Origin of the sequence: Caproiciproducens sp. MSJ-32 (genome assembly GCF_018918055.1) — a bacterium.
GTDB lineage: Bacteria > Bacillota > Clostridia > Clostridiales > Clostridiaceae > Clostridium.
In genome coordinates this window covers 32,045-53,034 of the sequence record NZ_JAHLPS010000073.1, presented here as the reverse complement: position 1 = coordinate 53,034, position 20,990 = coordinate 32,045, and the positions used below count along the sequence as shown (strand labels likewise).

Here is a 20,990-nt window from a genome sequence, read left to right as displayed (position 1 = left end):
CTCTCCTACTCAATAAATGGGTAATTTGATTTTCCCATCTTCTTCAATAAATAATGCTAATCTAACAATATCTACTGTATCCCAATCAATATCTAAATTAAGATATTTGTCCATTGATAACATAAAATCCATAGGATTTAAATTTCCTTTATCTCCTGCCTTTAATAGACAATTTAAAACTATACAATTGACATCCTTTTTTATATCGCTATCTATTATATCTTTATCTTTAACTACTACATTCCCTATTAACTTTCTAATATTAAGTTCTTTTTCAATAACTTTATTACCCTTACGTTTTACCTTTTTCATCAATATCTCGTCTTCTTTTAACCAGTTTTTTATCAATTTTTTTAATTCTTCAACCTCTTTTAAATTTTTAGCCTTAAACTCTATTTCGTAAAAACCCCATCTAATAAGCGAAGGCAAGGATTTAGTGTTCTCTATATATTTTACTTCTAAAATTTTAATATCATCTGGAAGTTCCTCATTTACTCTATCCATAAATACATGCTCTGACATTCTTTCCTGTAACTCTATATCCATATATTCACTACAACTAGCAATACCTAATGCTAATGGATTAGCAATAGAAAGTCTAGGTTGAGGATTAAATCCTTCTGAGTATTTTATTGGAATATCAGCTCTTCTAAATGCCCTTTTAAATAATCGCATTAAATCGTGATGGGATATATATCTTAAATAATTTTTTTTAGTAAACTTTATTCTTAAATTCAATTACAAACACCACCTGAAAAACTTTTATTAATTCCACATCCTGTACAACCTAGTCTACAATCCCTAGTTAATTCTTGAGCTTTAGCTTTTTTATATTCCTTTACCAAATATTCTTTACTTACTCCTGAATCTATAAAATCCCAAGGTAATATTTCCTCCAAGTCTCTCTCCCTTAATGCATAAAAATCGCCTTGAACTTTCGTTTCATAAAAAGCCTCTATCCATTTGTCATAATCAAACAATTCTGACCATCCATCAAATTTACAACCTTTTTCCCAAGCTTTTATTAAAGTTTTCCCTAACCTTCTGTCCCCTCTAGCTAATACAGCTTCTAAATAGCTTAGTTTAGGATCATGATAATTAAATGTTATCTTTCTATCCTTTATGTTGTCCTTTAACAAATTGATCTTTCTATTAAACTCATCTATAGAATCCTGCCCTACCCATTGAAAAGGTGTAAAAGGTTTAGGTACAAAACATGATGTACTTAAGGTTATTTTTAAATTACCCTTTCGTTTATCCTTTGGTTGACTAAAAAACATATCTTTAACCTTATATCCTAAATCCTTAATTCCTAATATATCTTCATCTGTTTCAGTGGGCAATCCTATCATAAAGTATAATTTTATACTAGACCAACCTTCTTTAAAAGCATAGGATACAGCTGTTGTTAAATCATCTTCTGTTACCCCTTTATTGATTACATCTCTTAATCTTTGGCTACCTGCCTCTGGTGCAAAAGTAAGTCCAGTTTTTCTTACTTTTTCTATTTCCTTTAATATATCTAAGCTAAAAGAATCAAGCCTTAGTGAAGGTAAGGATATACCAACTTTTTTTTCTTCATATCGATTTATCAATTCTGATACTAGTAATTTAAGTTGTGAATAATCGCAAGAACTTAAAGAGGTTAAAGATATATCTTCATATCCTGTATTTTTTACAAGATTATCAGCTAATTCTAATAGTTTAAGAATACTTTTTTCTCTTACTGGTCTATATATTATCCCTGCTTGACAAAATCTGCATCCCCTAGTACATCCTCTAAATATTTCTAGTGGAATCCTATCATGAACTATTTCTATATAAGGAACTATTAATTTTTCTGGGAAATATGCTTTATTCAAATCCTTTATTATTCTTTTTTTTATAGTCTTTGGTGCCCCTTTTATTAGAGGCATCATGTTTTTTATTGTTCCATCTTCATTATAGCTTACTTGATAGAAAGATGGTACATATATTCCTTCTAATTTACTTACTTCTTTAAGAAAGTCTTGTTTATCTTTTCCTGATTTTTTAAAATCTTTATATCTATTTAATATTTCTAATGTAACTTCTTCTCCTTCTCCTATCACAAAAAAATCAATTATATCAGCCAATGGTTCAGGATTGTATACACAAGGACCACCAGCTATTACAAAAGGATCCTCTAAACCTCTTTCTTTTGACAATATAGGAATACCACTTAAATGTAACATATTAATTACATTTGTATAACTCATCTCATATTGTAAAGTGAAGCCTAAAAAATCAAAATTTTTTACAGGTTCCCTACTTTCTAAAGTAAACAGAGGAATTCCCTCTCGAATCATTTCTTTTTCCATATCTACCCAAGGAGCAAACACTCTTTCACAAACAACTCCTTCTTCTTCATTTATCAAATTATATAATATATGAAGGCCTAGATGAGACATACCTACTTCATATATATCTGGAAATGCAAAAGCAAATTTTACTTCCATATCCTTTAAATTTTTCTTTACTGAATTTTTTTCTAAACCTATATATCTAGCAGGTTTTTCTACTCTTTTTAGTATTTTATTAAATTTTTCTATATCTATCATAAGTATCACCTTTCGTCTTTTATTATATATACTATTACTATGTTACCACTTTTTAAAGAATTTTAATAGAAAAAATAAAACTGTCCAAGACAGTTTTAAATACTCTTACTAAATTTTATGTATTCCATGGGATTTACAGGTACGTTATCAATCCATATTTCAAAATGTAAATACTTATTTCCATCTTTATTAGTTCCAAGAGTTCCTATTTTATCTCCTATATTTACCCTTTCTCCTTCTCTCAAATATACTTCTATCAAGTATCCATAAACTGTTGTCATATTTTCGTGTTGTATTGTTACAAAATAACCTTTAGTGTTTTTGTCTTCTATTTTAGACACTATACCCTTTTCGATAACTATTGGTTCTTTTTCATCTTTTGGTATAATGTCTACTCCATTATTAAAATTTACACTACCATCTAAATGTTTAACTTCTCCAAAAGGTTTATATACAGCTCCCTCTATAGGAGAAGAATACATTGGCTTGTTCTTTATATTTAATGCTTCTAAAGTTTTCCCTGATAATTCTAATAACTTTTTACTATAATTTAATATTTTTTTCCCATCTCCTTTTATACTAAACTCATAATTTATCCCTTTATTTATAATCTGTATTATATTGGAAGTTAACTTGTTATTTATTACTTTTAATATCAATATAAGAGATAATATTATTAATATACATATAAATCTTTTTAACTGCCTTTTATAATGAAATCTTTTTCTCAAAAAATTTTTAATTCCTCTATATTTATTACTATATATTTTTTTATTCATATTTTCACCCACCTTAATCTACTACTATGATATTTATATAAGGTGGGTTTTATTCCTATCAATAAGGATTGTATATTAATTTAAAATTCTTATCTTTTAATATAAATTTATCTTTTAGTTTTTCTTGAATATAAACTTCTTTTTGTTTAGTTATAAATATTTCATCTATGTCTTCTAATTGATTTATTAATTCAGTTCCTTCTTCTATTCCTAATACAAATAATGCTGTAGATAAAGCATCACCATCTATGGACTTATCTGATACTACACTTACTCCAGCTAATCCATTTTTCACAGGATAACCAGTTTTAGGATCTATAATATGATGATACCTTTCTCCTTTATATAAAAAATATCTTTCATAATCTCCAGAAGTAACTATAGATTGATTCTTAACACTTAATATGCCTATATAGTTGCCAATAATATTAAAAGGATCTTGTATTCCTATTCGCCAAGGCTCTCCATTAACTTTCTCTCCTAAAGCATAAACATTACCTCCCAAATCTATAATAGCTGATTGAATTCCATTATTTTCAAATATCCTTTTAACTTCATCTGCCGCGTAACCTTTCACAATACCTCCCAAATCTAATTTCATACCCTTTCTTTTTAAATATACTTGATTGTCTTCCATTAAAACCAAATCATTATAATTAATTAGACTCATTTTTTCTTCTATTTCTTCTTCTGTGGGTATAGACTTCCGTTCTTCTCCATGTACATCAGTTATATTCCATAATTCTACTAAAGGACCAATAGTAGGCTCATATGCACCTTGAGACAATTCTGCAAAATATTTTGCTTTTTTTATTACATAATATACATCTTCATGAACTTGTACAGGCTTTATACCTGCATTTTCATTAATTTTACTTATATCACTATTAGCAATAGTGACACTCATTCTACTTTCAATCTCTTTCAGCCTATCCATAGCCATATCCATTATTTTTTTATCCTGATTATCATATATTTTTATATTAATAACTGTATCCATTAAAAAATCTGTTTTCTCAAGGGGCTGAGATTGATTATTTGTACAACCAACAACAAATAAAATTATTAATAATATAAATATTGCATAAATACTGTTTTTTTTAAAATTCATACTTAATATCTCTCCATAATTTTTATATACTTTTCTATCCTATATTATCCTTTATCTTGATTATTGGAATATTAGCTACTAAAGCTGACATTGGCATATTATCTGTTTCTCTTCTCATTCTAGTAAGTTTAATGTCTAATGCTTCTTCATCAATCTCAGCATATTCTTTTATGACTCTTATGATATCTCCTTCTATCATTTCTAAAAATTTTGGAGATAAATCAGATCTATCATGAACCAATACTAATTTTAACCTTTCTTTAGCTATATCTTTACTCTGCTCATTTCTTATCCCTAACTTTTTAAAAAAATCCAAGCTTTATACCCCCTTTACTTATTAAAAAGTAATTTTATTAATTTACTAAATTTACCTTCACAATCTTCCAAATTAAGTAACTCTACTTCTTCTCCTGTAATTCGTCTACAGATATTTTTAAAAGCTTTTGCAGATAGTGGACTATCTTCAACAACTACAGGCTCTCCTTTATTAGTGGAAACAACAATAGCCTCATCATCAGGTACTATTCCTAATAAATCTATAGCTAAAATATCTACAATATCTTCTACATTCATCATATCTCCTCTTTTCACCATATCTTGTCTTATTCTATTAATTATTAATTTAGGATGAGTTATACCTTTAGCTTCCAGCAACCCTATAACTCGATCAGCATCTCTTACAGCTGCAATTTCAGGCGTAGTTACTATATAGGCCTCATCTGCTCCAGCAATAGAATTTTGAAAACCTTGTTCAATTCCAGCTGGAGAATCAATTATTATGTAATCAAATTCTTCTTTTAATTCACTTATTAATTCCAACATTTGCTCTGGTTTTATAGCAGTTTTATCCTTCGTTTGAGCTGCTGGTAATAAAAATAATCCATCATATCTTTTATCTCTTATCAATCCTTGCTTTAATCTACAAGTTTTCTCTACTACATCTACTATATCATATACTATCCTATTTTCTAATCCCATAACAACATCTAGATTTCTAAGACCGATATCTGTATCCACTACTACAACTTTATTACCTAATATAGCTAATCCAGTACCTATATTAGCTGTTGCAGTAGTTTTTCCTACTCCGCCTTTACCTGATGTTATTACAATAGCTTTTCCCATATTATCATCATTCCTCCCTCTATTATTTATTCGGTAAATATGGTTCTATATAGACTTCCCCATCCTTTACTTTAGCAACTTCAGGTATACCTGAAGTTGCTACTTCCTCATCTGGCTTTCTGCTAATTATATTAGCAATTCTTAATTGAGTTGGTCTCAAATCATATGCAGCAATTATGGCATTTTTATTTCCATCTATTCCAGCATGGGCTACCCCTCTTAAGGTTCCTAGTATTATAATATTACCTTTTGCTTTAACTAGAGCTCCTGGATTTACATCTCCAATTATCACTATATTTCCATTGTATTCTACAACCTGACCCGATCTTATAGTTGAATGTATAAATTTGGTCATACCTTCATCTATATCTGTATAATACTTAGGGGCTTTTAAATAATCAGTTAATCCCTCTTCTATTATATTTAAATTATATCTATACTTCATCAAAAATAATAGTTCAAGAATTTGACTTGAATTTAATTTTTCTGCTTTAATCCCTAAAAAATTTGCTTCTTGATAAAAATCTAAACCATTTTTTAATTTTTTATCAAGTTCATTTAATATATCCTGAAATTCTCCATCTTTTATATATACATATATTCCTTCCTTGATACCTTTAAAACTAATCAGTCCTTCTTTCACTCTTATGCAACCTCCATCTTCCCTTATATATATATTTCTTCATATATTTTGAAAATCCTTCTTATTTTAAAAATTGAATTGGAAGGTATTTACCTAGCCAATTCAATTTCAAAAGGAAGTGTACCTTTCTCATCTGTATCATTAAATCCAAGATATTCCGCTATAATTTCTCTAGCAATAGGTCCAGCATATCCACCACTACCTCCTTGGAATAGTACTACAGCTACTGCTATTTCTGGATCTTCATAAGGTGCAAAAGCAACAAACCATGCATAATCATCATAAGTATCACCTGTGGCAGGATTTATTCCACTTTTTTGAGCAGTTCCAGTTTTAGAACCTACAGTAACAGGAAAATTGCTAAACAAACTTCTAGCTGTTCCCTCTGTTGAAACCTTTTTCATACCCAATTTCACATGTTCCAAGTTTTCATAGTTATTTAATTTAATTCTTTCTGGTTTTTCATTATTTTCCATAATTACTTTAGAATTATCGAAATTCTTAATATTATCTATAGCAGTAACTTTATGTCTATATCCACCATTGGCAATAGTAGCAATAAAATTAGCCATTTGAATTGGTGTATATGCATTTTGACCCTGTCCAATAACTACATTTAATGTATCAGTAATATTCCAGCTAGCTTGATTCATATAATCAAATTTTATTTTATCAGCTAATCCATTTCTGTCTCCAGGAAGCACTTTTTCCGCATATATACCCATCTCTTCAAGTCTTCTAATCACTTCATTTCTAGTTATCGGCTCTGGCTCTTCAATCCAACTTACTATTTCATCAATTCTCTCTGCTATCTCTTCGTCTTTTAACTTAACATCCTCTTTGATATAATACTTAATATTGTTATTTAAGTAACGTTTTAACATAGCCTTTGTAGTCATTATTTTCCTTTGAGGATCTGGTACTCCTCCAGCAACTTCATTAGGAATATCTATTTCTATGCCTGTTTTATCATTTAATCCTAACTTTTTAGACATGTTAGCAATATCCTCTATATCTACTCTTACACCTAAAGACTCTCCAGTTCTTGGATTTCTACCAAAAGCTAAAGAATAAAAATAATAGTTACAAGAATCCCTAAGAGCTTCATATAGATTTACTGAACCATGAGTACCCTTATAAGAATGCCAAATCCAACATCCAAATCTTTTAGTTCCTATATCTATATAACCCATATCTCTAATAGTTTTATTGGGACTAAATCCCTTTTCCAATGCAGCTAGGGCAGGTACCATTTTAAATGTTGAACCTGGCTGAATTGCAGTCTGTATTGCAATATTATAAAGTGGTCTTGGGGCTAATGGATCATTTTCATTTTCTGGGAACAAAGAAACCCAATCAGAATCAGAAATCCCTGTAGAAAATAAATTAGGATCATATGCAGGATAATTAGCTAATGCTAATAATTCTCCAGTTTTAACATCTATGGCTACAACCGATCCAGAGGTTGCATTAATATATGGTCTTCCTTTACTTCTATTAATTCCAAATTTATAATCTCCCCACTTACTTTTAAATGTACCACCTTTTTGAATTTCTTCTAATGCATGTTTTAAAGAATCTTCTGCTACTTTTTGCAATTCCCCATCTATAGTTAAATATACATTGTTTCCTGGTATAGCTTGCTTCTTATTAATTACTTTAGTGGTGTTACCATACACATCTACTTCTACTCTCTTTATTCCAGGTTTTCCTCTAAGCTCATGTTCAAATTTTTCTTCTATACCAGTTTTCCCTATAATATCATTAGGAGAATACTTATTTTCATTTACATACTTTTCAATTTCTGATGGTTGGGATATTTTCCCTAAATAACCCAATAAATGAGCAGCTAATTCGCCTTCTGGATAATATCTTATTGGCTCTATAGATACCTGTATGCCAGGCATCTCCATCATGCCTTCTTCTATTTTTGCTACTGTTGAATCCCTTATGCCATAAGCAATATTAATAGGTTGATATGCCCTATGTTTTTGTTTATCTAATTGATCATATAGAGACATAATAGCTCTAGCTTCATATTTACTCAAATCATCATCTATTTCAAAATATTTCTTTAAATATAAAAATATTTCTTCTGCATTTTTGTTTTTAGATATTTTATATTTATCTAGCCAATCTTCTTTGTTAATTAATGAAACATATTCCCATTTTGATATGGATATCTTTGGATTAATTCCATTTTCTAATATTGTTTCTTGAGCTATCCCCTTGATTTTATTATCTGTAATAAAATCTTTAAGTAAATCATTTTCTTTGCTAAAAGCAATTAAAGTATCTAAAGGATTTTCTTTAGATGATAATTTCTTATCCTTATGGACATATAACACTGTATTATTTTCCTCATTTATTTCTATATCCACTGGCGAATTTAATCCTTTCTGTTCAATTTTTTCAATTAGCAATTTACCAGGCACTATCTTTATAGAATCTCCTTTATCATCTTCTTGCTCTACAACTTTTTCCAATAAATTTTTCAATGAAGTTGATGTTACGATATTTACAAAATCATCTTTTGCACTTGTATCAAAAGAAATGTCGTTAAAATCCTTCATTAAACTTCTTTTCTGTTGTAAATATTCTTCGTCATAGGTTATAGAATACTCTTCTAGTATCAATCCTTGACTTAAATTTCTCTCTTGTAATATATTAAATACCAATTCTCTAGAAATAGAATGATCAATTATTTTTCTTATAATATTCTTGTTTTTATCTATAAGACTTATTATGGCTTGTTTAGGTGTCGCATCACTTTCTATCTCATATTGTTTTTTCCATACATCTATATCTTTAGTTTCATCAAAATTTATAGTTAGTCCATTAGACGTCAACGTAGCAATCACTGGTACTTCTATACCTTTACTTTCTAAAGCATTTATTGCTTTGTTTATCGTTATAAATTGAAAATGCTCTTCGTAATCAGGATAGATATAATAAGTATCCAAAATTGAGTAAAGTAAATCATTTTCAATTATAATATCAATAACTTTATCATCAGGTGACATATTTTCAGTTAAATACATATTCTCATTGCTGAATTTAAATATGTTAAACTTTATCGGAAAATCATCAACATAATCTACTCCATCTTCCTCTAATAATCTAATTAATGTCAATAAAGTATTATTGGTATCTTTTTTATTTTTAATTTCTATCTCATCTTTTAATATTTGTACTGTAAAACTAGGCTTATTACCTGCTAGTAATCGCCCATTCCTATCACGTATTTCACCTCTAGGTGCAGTAATATATACCTCTTTAATCCTATTATTATCTGAAATATCTCTATAATAATCTCCTTGAACAATAGTTAATGTTGCTAATCTAAAGGAAAGGGTTAAAAACATTACAACTAATATTAATATTAATATGTTATATCTATCTTTTAGTTTTTCTAAGAATTTCAAACAAACTCACCCCTATCTCCTTGTAAACCTTATGGAAGGTACAATAAATATATTGGAAAACCACTTATAAATCAACATGGATATCAAACTATTATACAAAGTTTCCAATATCACTACATTTTTAAAAAAAACAGAAAAATCTATATTGTATCCTAAAAAAAACATAAAAATATAATAAAGCCCATGATAAACTATAGTAGAAATTGCTGTTGCCAGGAAAGGTATCAATAGATTATCTTTTGCTAATTTATTTTCAGTCATTCCTACAAAATAACCTACAAAAAAATATATAAATCCATTTACACCTATTACAGGACAAAATATTACATCATGCAGCAAACCTATAATTAAACCTACTGTACTTCCAAATATTCTACCCCTTAGAAGCCCTATCGCTACTACTATAATAAGGGCTGTATTGGGTGTTACACCAAATATATTGATATGAGGTAACACAGTACTTTGTAATATAAAATTGCCTATTATTATTAATAACATTATCAATATTTCCAACAAAATCACCTAAACTTTTATTTTGATATAACGAAAACTCTATATATTTTTTTAAAATCTACTGCTGGTTCTACATATACATTTTTCATCAAATCCTCATCATTTTTTACTACATCTTTTATTTCTCCTATATAAATATCTTTAACATATATACCACCAAGTCCAGAAGTAAAAAGCTTGTCTCCTTTTATAACATCTGCTTTCATGTCAAACAAATATCCACTTAATTTTTCATCAACAATACCAGAAATTATTCCACCATCCTGAGTTCTAATTACCTTAAACGCAATTTTGTTATTCTCATCAATTATAGAAACAACTTTAGCAAAGTTATCTTCTACTTCAACAACTCTTCCTACAATTCCCTCTTCCACTATGCCTTTTTCAGTTTCTACAGCTTGTATTACTGTATCATCTTTTTTTATACCATCTTTAAGACCTTTATCAATTACAAATCTATTAAACCAATTTCCTGGCTCTTTCCCAATAACTTGAGCTGGAATTAAATTATACTTAGCTTTTTTCATAAGTTCTGATTCATTTTTTAAATAATCAGACTTCCCAATTAAATCTTCATATTTTCTATTTTGTTCTTCTAGTTCTATAACTCTATTTTTCAATTCTTCATTTTCCGTTTCTAATTTACCTATATTTTTAACGGAAGCAAAAAAATCTGATACTTTCATACTGATATTGTAAAAAAACTTTCCTATTGGTGCAAATATATTTCCTATTACCTTCTCTACTTTTGTTAAAGACATTCTTTCAGTACTAGTTACACCGATAATAATAATCAGAATGATAGCAACTGCAGTTACTATCATTCTGTTTTTATATTTTTTTAAAAAAAACATAGTATCACCTATTAACCCATTTTTTTGTTATTATATGATGTTTTTTTAAGTACTTCAATACTTTCTAATGCTTTACCTGTACCTATAGCAACACAATCTAAAGGGTTCTCTGCTATATTAACTGGCATGCCTGTTTCACTTTTTATCAATAAATCAATTCCATCAAGTAGTGCTCCACCACCAGTGAGCATTATGCCTTGTTCCATTATATCAGCGGCTAACTCAGGAGGCGTTTTTTCCAACGTAGATTTAATCGCATCTACTATATTGTAAATAGGCTCTCTCATTGCTTCGTATATTTCTTTAGACGTAACAGTTACTGTTTTTGGCAATCCAGATATTAAGTCTCTTCCTCTAATATTCATCTTAGATTCCTTGTTTTTTACATTTGCAGAGCCAATAGTAATCTTAATATCCTCAGCTGTACGTTCCCCAATCATTAAGCTATATTCTTTTTTAATATAATTTACTATAGCCTCATCTAACTCATCGCCACCTACTCTGATAGATTTGCTTGTAACTATTCCTCCTAAGGATATAACAGCTACCTCCGTTGTGCCTCCTCCTATATCTACTATAAGACTACCTGTTGCTTCATGCACAGGTAGCCCTGCGCCAATAGCTGCAGCCATAGGCTCTTCTATTAAATAAGCATCTCTAGCTCCAGCATGTATAGCAGCTTCTTCTACAGCTCTTTTTTCAACCTCAGTAACTCCACTTGGAACACATACAACCACTCTTGGTTGGAATAAAGAACGTCTTTGAACTGCTCTTTGTATAAAATATTTAAGCATACTTTGAGTTATATCAAAATCGGCAATAACCCCATCCCTTAAAGGTCTAATTGCAACTATATTACCTGGGGTTCTACCTATCATTTTTTTCGCTTCTTCACCTACAGCTAATACTTGCTTAGTATTAGTTTGAATTGCAACTACAGAAGGCTCCCTAATTACTATATCCTTTCCTTTCACATAAACTAATGTATTAGCTGTTCCAAGATCAATTCCCATATCTTTTGTAAATGCACTAAATATTCCCATATGATTTGCTCCTTCCTTTCTCTAAACTAAATAATATTTCTTTGTTTAAAACTTACATACTTATTATCACCAAATATAATATGATCTAAAACTTTAATTCCAATTATATTTCCTGCATCTATAAGTCTATGTGTAATGTTTATGTCTTCCTCACTTGGAGTTGGATCACCACTAGGGTGATTATGTATTAATATAATTGAATTTGCATTTCGCTTTATAGCTATATTAAATACCTCCCGGGGATGTACTATAGATGCATTTAAATTACCTATAGATATATTTTCAATACTTATTATCTGATTTTTAGTATCTAAAATTGCTATTTTAAAATATTCCTTTTTTAAATACCTCATTTCCTCCATAAGTAACTGTACAAGCACTATTGGTGAATCTACTTTTATCTTATCTTCTCCTCCATATCTAGATATCCTTTTTCCTAACTCTATAGCTGCTATTATTTGTCCAGCTTTACAATTTCCTATTCCTTTTATGGTTGTCAATTCTTCTACTGTAACATGCGATAAATAACTTATTCCACTTTTATCCATACTTAGTATCCTGTTAGCCAAATCTATTGCTGTATCTTCTCTATGACCAGTTCTAATAATTACTGCAATTAATTCTGCATTTGATAAGGATTTAACCCCATATTTATATAATTTTTCTCTAGGTCTTTCATTCAATGGAAGATCCTTTATAGTATAGGTTTTTTTTATATCTGTGCTCTTTTCCATATTATTCCACCACACTTTATTATAATAAGCTTATGTCAAAATGCCTTTCTAATAAAATGTCTAATTTATATATAGGTAACCCTACAACATTAAAATAACAACCTTTAATCCATTCTACCAGCACTCCTCCTAATCCTTGTATACCATATGCTCCTGCTTTATCTATATATTCTTTAGTTTCAATATACTTTTGTATCTTTTTATCACTAAGTTTTCTAAATTTAACTATAGTCTTCTCGTAATCAATAACTTTTATATTAGAATTAGCTTTTATGATACAAATTCCTGTTAATACTAAATGTTCCTTATCACTTAAAAATTTAAGCATATTAAAAGCATCATATTCATCTTTAGGCTTACCGAGAATTTTATCATTACAAGCTACAATTGTATCAGCCCCTATAATTATTTCTCCATTAGAAAACCTATCTTCTAATTGATTAGCTTTTTCAAAAGCTAATGCCATTGCTATTTGTTCTATAGTTTCATTGGAATTTATTTTTTCATGTATATTCGATTTTACTACAACGGGTTTGACATTATACTTTTCTAATAATTTTCTTCTTCTAGGTGAAGAAGAAGCAAGTACTATAGTATTCATTTTATCACCTTATAGCTAAAAATTTTTTAAATTTTTGATTGCAAAAATTGAAGTCAATCCTATAAAATATCCTGTAAAAAGACTCGTCAATAGAAGTATGGGTAAATAAGAAAACACTTTTATATTATTCATCATGATACTTGCCACTATTATCTGAGCAAAATTATGTGCTACTGATCCAAATATACTAACCCCTATTAAACTAAATACTTCTGAAAAATTTCTATATACTATATACATAGTTAAGCAACTTAATAAAAAACCAGATAGGCTATAAAAAAGGCTTGAAACACTTCCTGCAATCAATGTAAATATTATGGATTTAAGAATCCCAACTATCATGGCTTCTTTAAAACCAAATAATACTAAAGTAATTAATATAACCATATTTGATAATCCCAATTTTGCTCCTGGTACTATAAAAGGCACTGGCATCATTGACTCAACAACCCCTAGAGCTAATCCAATAGAAACCAATAAAGATAAAAAAATTAATTTTTTTAATCTTTTCATAATTGTAATCCACCTTTAATAGCTTATATAATCTACATCTCTTTCATCATCTATGCCTTTTATCTCTATTACCAATTTATTTGGTAAACATACTATAACTTCACCCACTTTAGATATATAACCTTGTTTCACATCTAATTTATCAGGACAATCTGCCTCAATTACTCTAACTTTTTCATCTCCTATTTCTATCAAATTATAACCAAATTCTGTTTTAATGGGAATAGTTTTCCCAATAATATTCTTATCAAATATTATTTTTTTTATTTCTTTCCCATCTACTTGAATACTTATATATTTTTTATTATAATTTAAAGCTGATTTATTTACATATACTAGTGATAATAAGCTAATTATTATAATAAAAACTATCAGATATTTATCTCCTTTTGTCAACATGTTCACCCTTTAACTTAAGGCGTTGATTTCTAATATATCATAATTAGTTTATCATTTATACTTTTTGTTTACAAGTTAAAGTTATCCCAAAAAATTATTGAAACTCAAATTTCTACTGTTCTCAAATTATCCTTACCTTATTATTATAAATGAATTTCTTAAAAAATGAAAGAGCCTATATATAGGCTCTAACTGGAAATTTCTATTTTTTTATTTTTAAATTCGCATAAATAGCTTTAGTAGGACATTTCTCTGCACAAATTCCACAATTAACACATTTTTCATAATCAATTTTTGCTAAATTATTTTCAAGTTCAATAGCTTCTTGAGGACAATTTTTAGCACAAATTCCGCAACCAATACAACCAATATTACAATTATTTCTAACTATTTTACCTGGATCTCTACTTTTACATTTTATAATTACCTCTTGTTCATAGGGTATTAGTTCAATGATTCCTTTAGGGCATACGCTTATACATCTTTTACAAGCAGTACACTTATCTTTATCTATAACTGCAATTCCATCTATAATTTGAATTGCATCAAATTCACAAACATCTTTACATGTACCATAACCTAAACATCCATAAGAGCAAGATTTGCTCCCACCAGCTAACATATTCTGTGCTCTACAATCCATGATTCCATCATAAATATATTTTTCCTTAGCTTTATTAAAATCCCCTTGACAAAGTACCGTAGCAACATATCTAACACTTTCCGTAACATTTACTCCCATAATATCTGCTATTTTTTCAGCTACTGGTGTACCACCAACATTACAAGCATCTACTGGTGCTTCTCCTGCAACAATTGCTGAAGCCAATCCATCACAACCAGGATAACCACATGCCCCACAATTAGCGCCAGGTAAAACTTCTCTTATCTCATCAATCCTTGGATCCCTTTCTACTGAAAAAGCCTTAGATGCTAAAGATAAACCTAATCCAAATAATAGTCCCAATCCTCCTAATACAGCAATTGGATATATAATGCTCATTATTTCACCTCCTATGCTAGTCCATTAAATCCTAAAAATGCGATAGACATCAGACCTGCAGTTATTAATGCAATAGGAAAACCTTCCAAAGCTTCTGGTACATCATTTAATTCTAATTGTTCTCTTATCCCTGATATTAATATCAAAGCTAATCCAAATCCAAGAGACGCACCTATAGCATTAAATATAGTTTCAACTAAATTATAACCTTCTTGTATATTTAATATTGCAACTCCTAATACCACACAATTTGTAGTTATTAAAGGAAGATATACTCCTAATGCACTATATAAAGTTGGGCTAGTTTTTTTCATTACCATCTCAACAAATTGAACCAATGCAGCAATAACCAATATAAATACTATAGTTTGAAGATATTCTAATCCAAGTTTATCTAAGATTCCTTTCTGAATTCCATAAGTAATTATAGATGATAAAGTAACAACAAAAGTTACAGCAATACTCATACCTGTTGCTGTTTCTGTTTTATTAGATACCCCCAAAAAAGGACATATACCTAAAAAACGAGCCAATACAAAATTGTTTACAAATATAGTACTTATCAATATTGTAAATATATTCATTTTTCTCCTCCTCTAATCCTATTCTATAATTGATTTTTTCTTCCTAATAGTATTGAAAATAGCTATCAATATTCCTAATAATATGAATGCTCCTGGAGGCATTATAAAAATTAATGCTGGCTCAAAGGAAGAACCAAATAATTGCTTCCCAAATATACTACCAGCACCTAATATTTCCCTTAAACTACCTAATATTAATAAAGCTAGAGTATATCCAAGACCCATGCCTAGTCCGTCAACTACTGAAGCTAAAACCCCATTTTTAGATGCAAAAGCTTCTGCCCTTGCTAATATAATACAGTTAACTACTATCAATGGTATAAATATACCTAAAGCATTGTATAAATCTTGAGTATACGCTTTCATAAACATCTCCACTATAGTAACAAAAGTAGCTATAACCACTACGAAGGCAGGTATACGAATTTTATCTGGAATTACCTTTCTAAGAAGAGATATTACTAAATTTGAACCAACTAATACTCCAGTAACTGCCAATCCCATAGCCAAACCATTTACAGCTGAAGATGTTACTGCTAAAACCGAACACATACCTATTAATTGTACAAATATTGGATTTTCTTTTATTAATCCATTATAAAATACTTTGGATAATTTCACTATTTACACCTCCATTATCAGCTAATCAGCTAATTTTAAATTATATATTTCACGAGCAACATTGACACCATCTAATACTGCATTAGTAGTTATGGTAGCACTAGTTAAAGCTTGTATTTCATTATCATTCTCTGGACTTTTAGATGCTACCAATTCTTTATCTATCGGTTTATTTTTAAATGAATTTATAAAATGTGGTTTAGTAAGATTCGCTCCAAGCCCAGGTGTCTCAGAATGATTTAAAATTTTAATTCCCGTGATCATTCCATCTGTTGATATCCCAGTCATAATTTCTATGTCCCCACCATAACCTTTTGATATGTTTTTAATAGTATATCCCACTAATTTTTCACCTTTATAAGCTTCAAATATTTCAGTTACATTAGGATATTCTTCTTTTATTTCATTGAATTTTTCTTCACTTAATAGTCTAAATTCATCTCCTTGGGGTAATATTTCAGCTTTTGCTTTTTGATCTGCTATTCTATCAGCTTCTGCTATTTTAGGTGAAGTTATATTATTTGAAACTGCTAGAACCGATGCTGATACAGCAGTTATAATAAACAATATTAATCCTAATTTTAATGTTTCATTCATTTACTTCACCTCCCCAAAAACTCTAGGTCTTGTAATTTTTTCAATTATTGGAGTTGCTATATTCATAAGCAAAATTGAATAAGATACTCCTTCTGGGTATCCGCCCTTTACTCTAATTATTGCAGTAAGTATCCCCGCTCCAATACCATATATAATCCTACCTTTAGACGTTACAGGCGATGAAGCATAATCTGTAGCCATATAAAAAGCTCCAAGGATTAAACCTCCACCTAATATATGGTAAAGTAAAAACTCTGATTCCACTCCTAATAATATTAACATTATAAAAGTTGTTCCAATATAGAATACTGGTATTCGCCAATCAATAACTTGTCTTATTATTAAATATATAGCTCCTATCAATAACAATAGTGCAGATGTTTCACCTATAGCTCCAGGAATATTTCCAACAAACATATCCATAAGAGAAGGTAACTCTGATCCTGTTAACTGAGTCCCACCAGTTTTCATTATAGTCAAAGGAGTGGCAGTTGTTATTACATCAGGTCGTGGTCCTGTAAAACTTGACATATGGTTAGGCCAAGATGTTAAAAGCATTGCTCTAGCTGCTAAAGCTGGATTCATAAAATTAGAACCCAATCCTCCAAAAAATTGCTTTACTATAATAATTGCAAATGCTGAACCAATTATTGGTAACCACAACGGTGCATTGGCTGGCAAATTGAAAGCAATTAAAATTCCTGTTATAACTGCCGATAAATCATTTATGGTAACTTCTCTTTTAAAAGCCTTTTGGATTAAAGCTTCAAACAAAACAGATGAAGCAACAGAAATTAAAATAAGCTTAAGTGCACTTATACCAAAAAAATAGACACTTCCTATCATAGCTGGTATTAGAGCTATTATTACATCAAGCATTATCCTCTGTACAGTTTCATCTGATCTTATATGAGGAGATGAAGAAACTAATAACATCCCTTCAAAGTCCATTTCATCAACTTTAGAAGTAGTTGCCGCTTTGTTTTTCATTTCATATCCCCCTTCTTTTCGCAATTATTTCTCTTTTAGCAATACGAATAGATTCAACTAATGGCCTTTTTGCTGGACATATATATGAACATGCCCCACATTCTATGCAATCAAGAGCATGAAATTCTTCTGCCTTTTCAAACTTTTCTTTCAAAGAATAAGTACTTAAATATAGTGGCTGTAAATGTACTGGACAAACTTCAACACATTTACCACATTTAATACAAGAAGAAACTTGTACTGGTTCTGCTTCTTCTTTTGTTAATATCAGTATGCTACCTGTACCTTTAATAACTGGTACATTTATTGAAAATTGACTTATTCCCATCATAGGTCCTCCCATAATTATCTTGCCCGGAGCGTTTTCTGTAAATCCGCCACATTGTTCTATTATATCCTTAAAGCTAGTCCCTATTTTCACTATTAAATTTTTAGGTTCCTTTATACCTCTTCCAGTAACAGTTACTACTCTTTCATACAAAGGTTTTCCCATACTTATTGCTTCTGCAACAGCTTTAGTAGTAGATACATTGCATACAACAGCTCCTACATCCATTGGAAGTCCACCAGATGGGACTTGACGCCCTAAAATAGCATCTATTAATCTCTTTTCATCCCCTTGAGGATATTTTGCTTTTAAAGATACTACTTTGATACTTTCATAATCCTTACAAACATTTTTTAAAGCTTCTATTGCATCAGGTTTGTTTTCTTCTACAGCAACAATTCCTTTTTCAACTCCTACTACTGCTTTCATAATAGCTCTCAAACCAAATATTATTTTTTCAGGTTCTTCCACCATATTTCTATGATCTGCCGTTATATATGGTTCACATTCAGCACCATTTATTATAATGGTATCAATCTTTTTTTCCGGTGGTGGTGATAGTTTTACATGAGTAGGAAATCCTGCACCTCCCATTCCTGTTATACCAGCTTCCTTTATTATATTTATTATTTCTTCAGAAGTTAATTCTTTTAAACTTTTATAAGGCTTTACTAGTTCATGCAATTCATTTTTCCCATCAGACTCAATGACTACACAATTAACAGTAAGTCCTGTAGGTATAGCCATAGGAGTTATGCTCTTTACAATACCAGATATAGATGAATGAACTGGTGCTGAAACAAAAGCATCTGATTGCCCAATCTTTTGACCTACCTTCACGCTATCCCCAACCTTTACTATTGGCTCACAAGGTGCACCAGTATGTTGATGCAATGGAATAGCTACAACAGAAGGTTCTATAGCCCTTTCTATTGGTTTTTCTCTCGTAAATTCTTTATATCCAGGCACCATAACTCCACCTTTAAAAGTAAGATTTTTCAAACTCATCTTTTTCACCTCATTTTCTCTATTCTTTAGTTAATAATCAACAAAAACATTTTTTACCTTTAAACTGCTATAATTAAAAAACACCTTCTAACACCCAAAAGGGCTCATACCACATCTTCTTATAATTTATTATAACATTATTTTAGCTATATGTATACTCTATAGACGTATTGAGATTTTTAACTATATTATGCCTAAGGCTAATTATTGAATGAAAATATTATAGTCTAATTTATTAAAGATAGATTTTGCTCATAATATATTAATTTATATAGATAATAGTTTGTAAATATAAAAAACTATAGTTTCCTTTTATATTTTCATACTTAACTGTAAAGGATCCTCAGGATATATTAAATTTGAAAGGATAAGCCCTATAAGTCTAATTTCCTTATTTATATTAAATTTGTTTAATAATATATATTTAGCTGTATCAAAAATTATATTTTCATCTCTTGTAGGAATACTTAATGTTACACTTCTATTTTCTATAGTAAAATCTTTGTATTTTATTTTTATACTAATGGTTCTAGCTAAGTATCCTCTTTTTTTAAGTTTATTTGAAAGATTAATGGAATAATTCTTTAGAGCCTTGAGTAATATATTTACATCACACACATCCTTCAAAAAAGTTTTTTCCTCTCCAATAGATTTACTTAAATTATTAGGCTCTACTGGCCTTTCATCTATTCCATAAGCAAGTTCATATATTTCTTTGCCCCATTTGCCAAATAATGACATTAATACTTCTATATCGTAATTTTGTATATCTCTTACATAATAAATCCCTAGTTTATTTAATTCTCTATTCATTTTAGGACCTACACCCCAAATTTTATTAACAGGTAAAGGTCTTAAAAAAGATAAAATTTCATCTTTTTTTATAATAGTTAGCCCATCAGGTTTATCTGCTTCCGATGCTAATTTTGCTAAAAATTTATTTATAGATATACCTACTGATGCTGTAAGTTTAAGTTCATTCTTTATATCACTTTTTATAGCTTTAGCAATTTCTAGAGCATCTTTACCAGTTACATCTAAAAAAGCTTCATCTATGGAAATAGGTTCATATATTTTAGTATACCTTTTAAATATATTATAAATTTCACTTGATACTTTCTTATACTTTTCCATATTTACTGGTAAATATATTCCTTCTGGGCAAAGTTTTTTTGCAGCTTCTATGGGCATTGCAGAATAAACACCATATCTTCTTGCTTCATAAGAAGCAGTAGATACTACGCCTCTAGAACTTGTCCCGCCAATAATCACAGGCTTACCCACTAATTTAGGATTATCTCTTTGCTCTATTTGTGCATAAAAAGCATCCATATCCACATGAATAATAGATCTATGTGTCATAAGTTATCACCTTAATATGATAATTTGTTTATACTATATTATAAAAATAACACAGGAGAAACGTCTACCTGTGTTTATCTGGTGCAGGAGAAGGGATTCGAACCCTCACGGCTGTGCCATACGCCCCTCAAGCGTACGTGTCTGCCTATTCCACCACTCCTGCAATTAATATTAGTTG

Annotated in this window: 22 protein-coding genes and 1 tRNA gene; all 23 read right to left on the bottom strand. The window is 29.6% G+C overall.

Going from position 1 to position 20,990, the window contains the following annotated elements:
* Nucleotides 1-9: 9 nt before the first annotated feature.
* Nucleotides 10-738: a TIGR03936 family radical SAM-associated protein gene (locus KQI16_RS08725; protein ID WP_132025760.1), complete on the bottom strand. Its 729-nt coding sequence runs from the start codon at nucleotides 736-738 to the stop codon at nucleotides 10-12.
* Complete coding sequence (locus tag KQI16_RS08720) at nucleotides 735-2,579, bottom strand: TIGR03960 family B12-binding radical SAM protein (RefSeq protein ID WP_216433627.1); 1,845 nt, start codon at nucleotides 2,577-2,579, stop codon at nucleotides 735-737. Before KQI16_RS08720 ends, KQI16_RS08725 begins: the two co-directional genes overlap by 4 nt.
* A 95-nt stretch (nucleotides 2,580-2,674) precedes the next feature.
* Nucleotides 2,675-3,358, bottom strand: a complete 684-nt coding sequence (locus KQI16_RS08715; protein ID WP_216433625.1) for a M23 family metallopeptidase — start codon at nucleotides 3,356-3,358, stop codon at nucleotides 2,675-2,677.
* Between the two features lie 58 nt (nucleotides 3,359-3,416).
* The gene (locus KQI16_RS08710; RefSeq protein ID WP_216433623.1) at nucleotides 3,417-4,469 is read right to left on the bottom strand and encodes an FAD:protein FMN transferase; all 1,053 of its coding nucleotides are present in this window, start codon (nucleotides 4,467-4,469) and stop codon (nucleotides 3,417-3,419) included.
* Between the two features lie 34 nt (nucleotides 4,470-4,503).
* A complete protein-coding gene (gene minE, locus KQI16_RS08705) occupies nucleotides 4,504-4,785 on the bottom strand; it encodes a cell division topological specificity factor MinE (RefSeq protein WP_132025751.1) in 282 nt (93 codons plus the stop codon).
* Nucleotides 4,786-4,799: 14 nt separating this feature from the next.
* Entirely contained in the window at nucleotides 4,800-5,594 is a 795-nt protein-coding gene (minD, locus tag KQI16_RS08700) for a septum site-determining protein MinD (protein WP_216433621.1), read from the bottom strand.
* 22 nt (nucleotides 5,595-5,616) lie between these two features.
* Nucleotides 5,617-6,237, bottom strand: a complete 621-nt coding sequence (gene minC / locus KQI16_RS08695) for a septum site-determining protein MinC (protein WP_132025747.1) — start codon at nucleotides 6,235-6,237, stop codon at nucleotides 5,617-5,619.
* Between the two features lie 89 nt (nucleotides 6,238-6,326).
* Nucleotides 6,327-9,662 (bottom strand): penicillin-binding transpeptidase domain-containing protein, encoded by a 3,336-nt coding sequence (locus KQI16_RS08690; RefSeq protein WP_216433619.1) that lies wholly within the window; start codon nucleotides 9,660-9,662, stop codon nucleotides 6,327-6,329.
* Nucleotides 9,663-9,674: 12 nt separating this feature from the next.
* Nucleotides 9,675-10,184: a rod shape-determining protein MreD gene (gene mreD / locus KQI16_RS08685; RefSeq protein WP_330654184.1), complete on the bottom strand. Its 510-nt coding sequence runs from the start codon at nucleotides 10,182-10,184 to the stop codon at nucleotides 9,675-9,677.
* An 8-nt stretch (nucleotides 10,185-10,192) separates the two neighbouring features.
* Nucleotides 10,193-11,029 (bottom strand): rod shape-determining protein MreC, encoded by an 837-nt coding sequence (mreC, locus tag KQI16_RS08680; protein ID WP_216433615.1) that lies wholly within the window; start codon nucleotides 11,027-11,029, stop codon nucleotides 10,193-10,195.
* Nucleotides 11,030-11,040: 11 nt separating this feature from the next.
* A complete protein-coding gene (locus KQI16_RS08675) occupies nucleotides 11,041-12,072 on the bottom strand; it encodes a rod shape-determining protein (protein ID WP_132025741.1) in 1,032 nt (343 codons plus the stop codon).
* Nucleotides 12,073-12,098: 26 nt separating this feature from the next.
* The gene (radC, locus tag KQI16_RS08670; protein WP_330654186.1) at nucleotides 12,099-12,788 is read right to left on the bottom strand and encodes a RadC family protein; all 690 of its coding nucleotides are present in this window, start codon (nucleotides 12,786-12,788) and stop codon (nucleotides 12,099-12,101) included.
* A gap of 37 nt (nucleotides 12,789-12,825) precedes the next feature.
* Nucleotides 12,826-13,407 carry a Maf family protein gene (locus tag KQI16_RS08665; protein ID WP_132025736.1) on the bottom strand — a complete coding sequence of 194 codons (582 nt, stop codon included), beginning with the start codon at nucleotides 13,405-13,407 and terminating at the stop codon, nucleotides 12,826-12,828.
* A 15-nt stretch (nucleotides 13,408-13,422) separates the two neighbouring features.
* Complete coding sequence (locus KQI16_RS08660; protein ID WP_216433611.1) at nucleotides 13,423-13,920, bottom strand: Gx transporter family protein; 498 nt, start codon at nucleotides 13,918-13,920, stop codon at nucleotides 13,423-13,425.
* Between the two features lie 15 nt (nucleotides 13,921-13,935).
* Complete coding sequence (locus KQI16_RS08655; protein ID WP_202690651.1) at nucleotides 13,936-14,316, bottom strand: NusG domain II-containing protein; 381 nt, start codon at nucleotides 14,314-14,316, stop codon at nucleotides 13,936-13,938.
* A gap of 205 nt (nucleotides 14,317-14,521) precedes the next feature.
* Complete coding sequence (gene rnfB, locus KQI16_RS08650) at nucleotides 14,522-15,322, bottom strand: RnfABCDGE type electron transport complex subunit B (protein WP_216433608.1); 801 nt, start codon at nucleotides 15,320-15,322, stop codon at nucleotides 14,522-14,524.
* An 11-nt stretch (nucleotides 15,323-15,333) separates the two neighbouring features.
* Nucleotides 15,334-15,906 (bottom strand): electron transport complex subunit RsxA, encoded by a 573-nt coding sequence (gene rsxA, locus KQI16_RS08645; protein WP_216433606.1) that lies wholly within the window; start codon nucleotides 15,904-15,906, stop codon nucleotides 15,334-15,336.
* Between the two features lie 18 nt (nucleotides 15,907-15,924).
* Nucleotides 15,925-16,527: an electron transport complex subunit RsxE gene (rsxE, locus tag KQI16_RS08640; RefSeq protein WP_216433603.1), complete on the bottom strand. Its 603-nt coding sequence runs from the start codon at nucleotides 16,525-16,527 to the stop codon at nucleotides 15,925-15,927.
* 21 nt (nucleotides 16,528-16,548) lie between these two features.
* On the bottom strand, nucleotides 16,549-17,124 hold the full coding sequence (locus tag KQI16_RS08635; RefSeq protein ID WP_216433601.1) for an RnfABCDGE type electron transport complex subunit G: 576 nt from the start codon (nucleotides 17,122-17,124) through the stop codon (nucleotides 16,549-16,551).
* A complete protein-coding gene (locus KQI16_RS08630; protein ID WP_442861806.1) occupies nucleotides 17,125-18,114 on the bottom strand; it encodes an RnfABCDGE type electron transport complex subunit D in 990 nt (329 codons plus the stop codon).
* A gap of 1 nt (nucleotide 18,115) precedes the next feature.
* On the bottom strand, nucleotides 18,116-19,444 hold the full coding sequence (rsxC, locus tag KQI16_RS08625) for an electron transport complex subunit RsxC (protein ID WP_216433685.1): 1,329 nt from the start codon (nucleotides 19,442-19,444) through the stop codon (nucleotides 18,116-18,118).
* 318 nt (nucleotides 19,445-19,762) lie between these two features.
* Nucleotides 19,763-20,812 (bottom strand): DNA polymerase IV, encoded by a 1,050-nt coding sequence (locus KQI16_RS08620; RefSeq protein WP_216433599.1) that lies wholly within the window; start codon nucleotides 20,810-20,812, stop codon nucleotides 19,763-19,765.
* Between the two features lie 79 nt (nucleotides 20,813-20,891).
* Nucleotides 20,892-20,975 (bottom strand) — tRNA-Leu (locus KQI16_RS08615).
* Nucleotides 20,976-20,990 lie beyond the last annotated feature (15 nt).

What these genes read in the sequence shown, in the direction of transcription:
- KQI16_RS08720 (WP_216433627.1), bottom strand. Translation starts at nt 2,579, where the DNA reads ATGATAGATATAGAAAAATTTAATAAAATACTAAAAAGAGTAGAAAAA.
- KQI16_RS08715 (WP_216433625.1), bottom strand. Translation starts at nt 3,358, where the DNA reads ATGAATAAAAAAATATATAGTAATAAATATAGAGGAATTAAAAATTTT.
- KQI16_RS08710 (WP_216433623.1), bottom strand. Translation starts at nt 4,469, where the DNA reads ATGAATTTTAAAAAAAACAGTATTTATGCAATATTTATATTATTAATA.
- minD (WP_216433621.1), bottom strand. Translation starts at nt 5,594, where the DNA reads ATGGGAAAAGCTATTGTAATAACATCAGGTAAAGGCGGAGTAGGAAAA.
- mreC (WP_216433615.1), bottom strand. Translation starts at nt 11,029, where the DNA reads ATGTTTTTTTTAAAAAAATATAAAAACAGAATGATAGTAACTGCAGTT.
- KQI16_RS08675 (WP_132025741.1), bottom strand. Translation starts at nt 12,072, where the DNA reads ATGGGAATATTTAGTGCATTTACAAAAGATATGGGAATTGATCTTGGA.
- KQI16_RS08665 (WP_132025736.1), bottom strand. Translation starts at nt 13,407, where the DNA reads ATGAATACTATAGTACTTGCTTCTTCTTCACCTAGAAGAAGAAAATTA.
- KQI16_RS08660 (WP_216433611.1), bottom strand. Translation starts at nt 13,920, where the DNA reads ATGAAAAGATTAAAAAAATTAATTTTTTTATCTTTATTGGTTTCTATT.
- rnfB (WP_216433608.1), bottom strand. Translation starts at nt 15,322, where the DNA reads ATGAGCATTATATATCCAATTGCTGTATTAGGAGGATTGGGACTATTA.
- rsxA (WP_216433606.1), bottom strand. Translation starts at nt 15,906, where the DNA reads ATGAATATATTTACAATATTGATAAGTACTATATTTGTAAACAATTTT.
- KQI16_RS08635 (WP_216433601.1), bottom strand. Translation starts at nt 17,124, where the DNA reads ATGAATGAAACATTAAAATTAGGATTAATATTGTTTATTATAACTGCT.
- KQI16_RS08630 (WP_442861806.1), bottom strand. Translation starts at nt 18,114, where the DNA reads ATGAAAAACAAAGCGGCAACTACTTCTAAAGTTGATGAAATGGACTTT.
- KQI16_RS08620 (WP_216433599.1), bottom strand. Translation starts at nt 20,812, where the DNA reads ATGACACATAGATCTATTATTCATGTGGATATGGATGCTTTTTATGCA.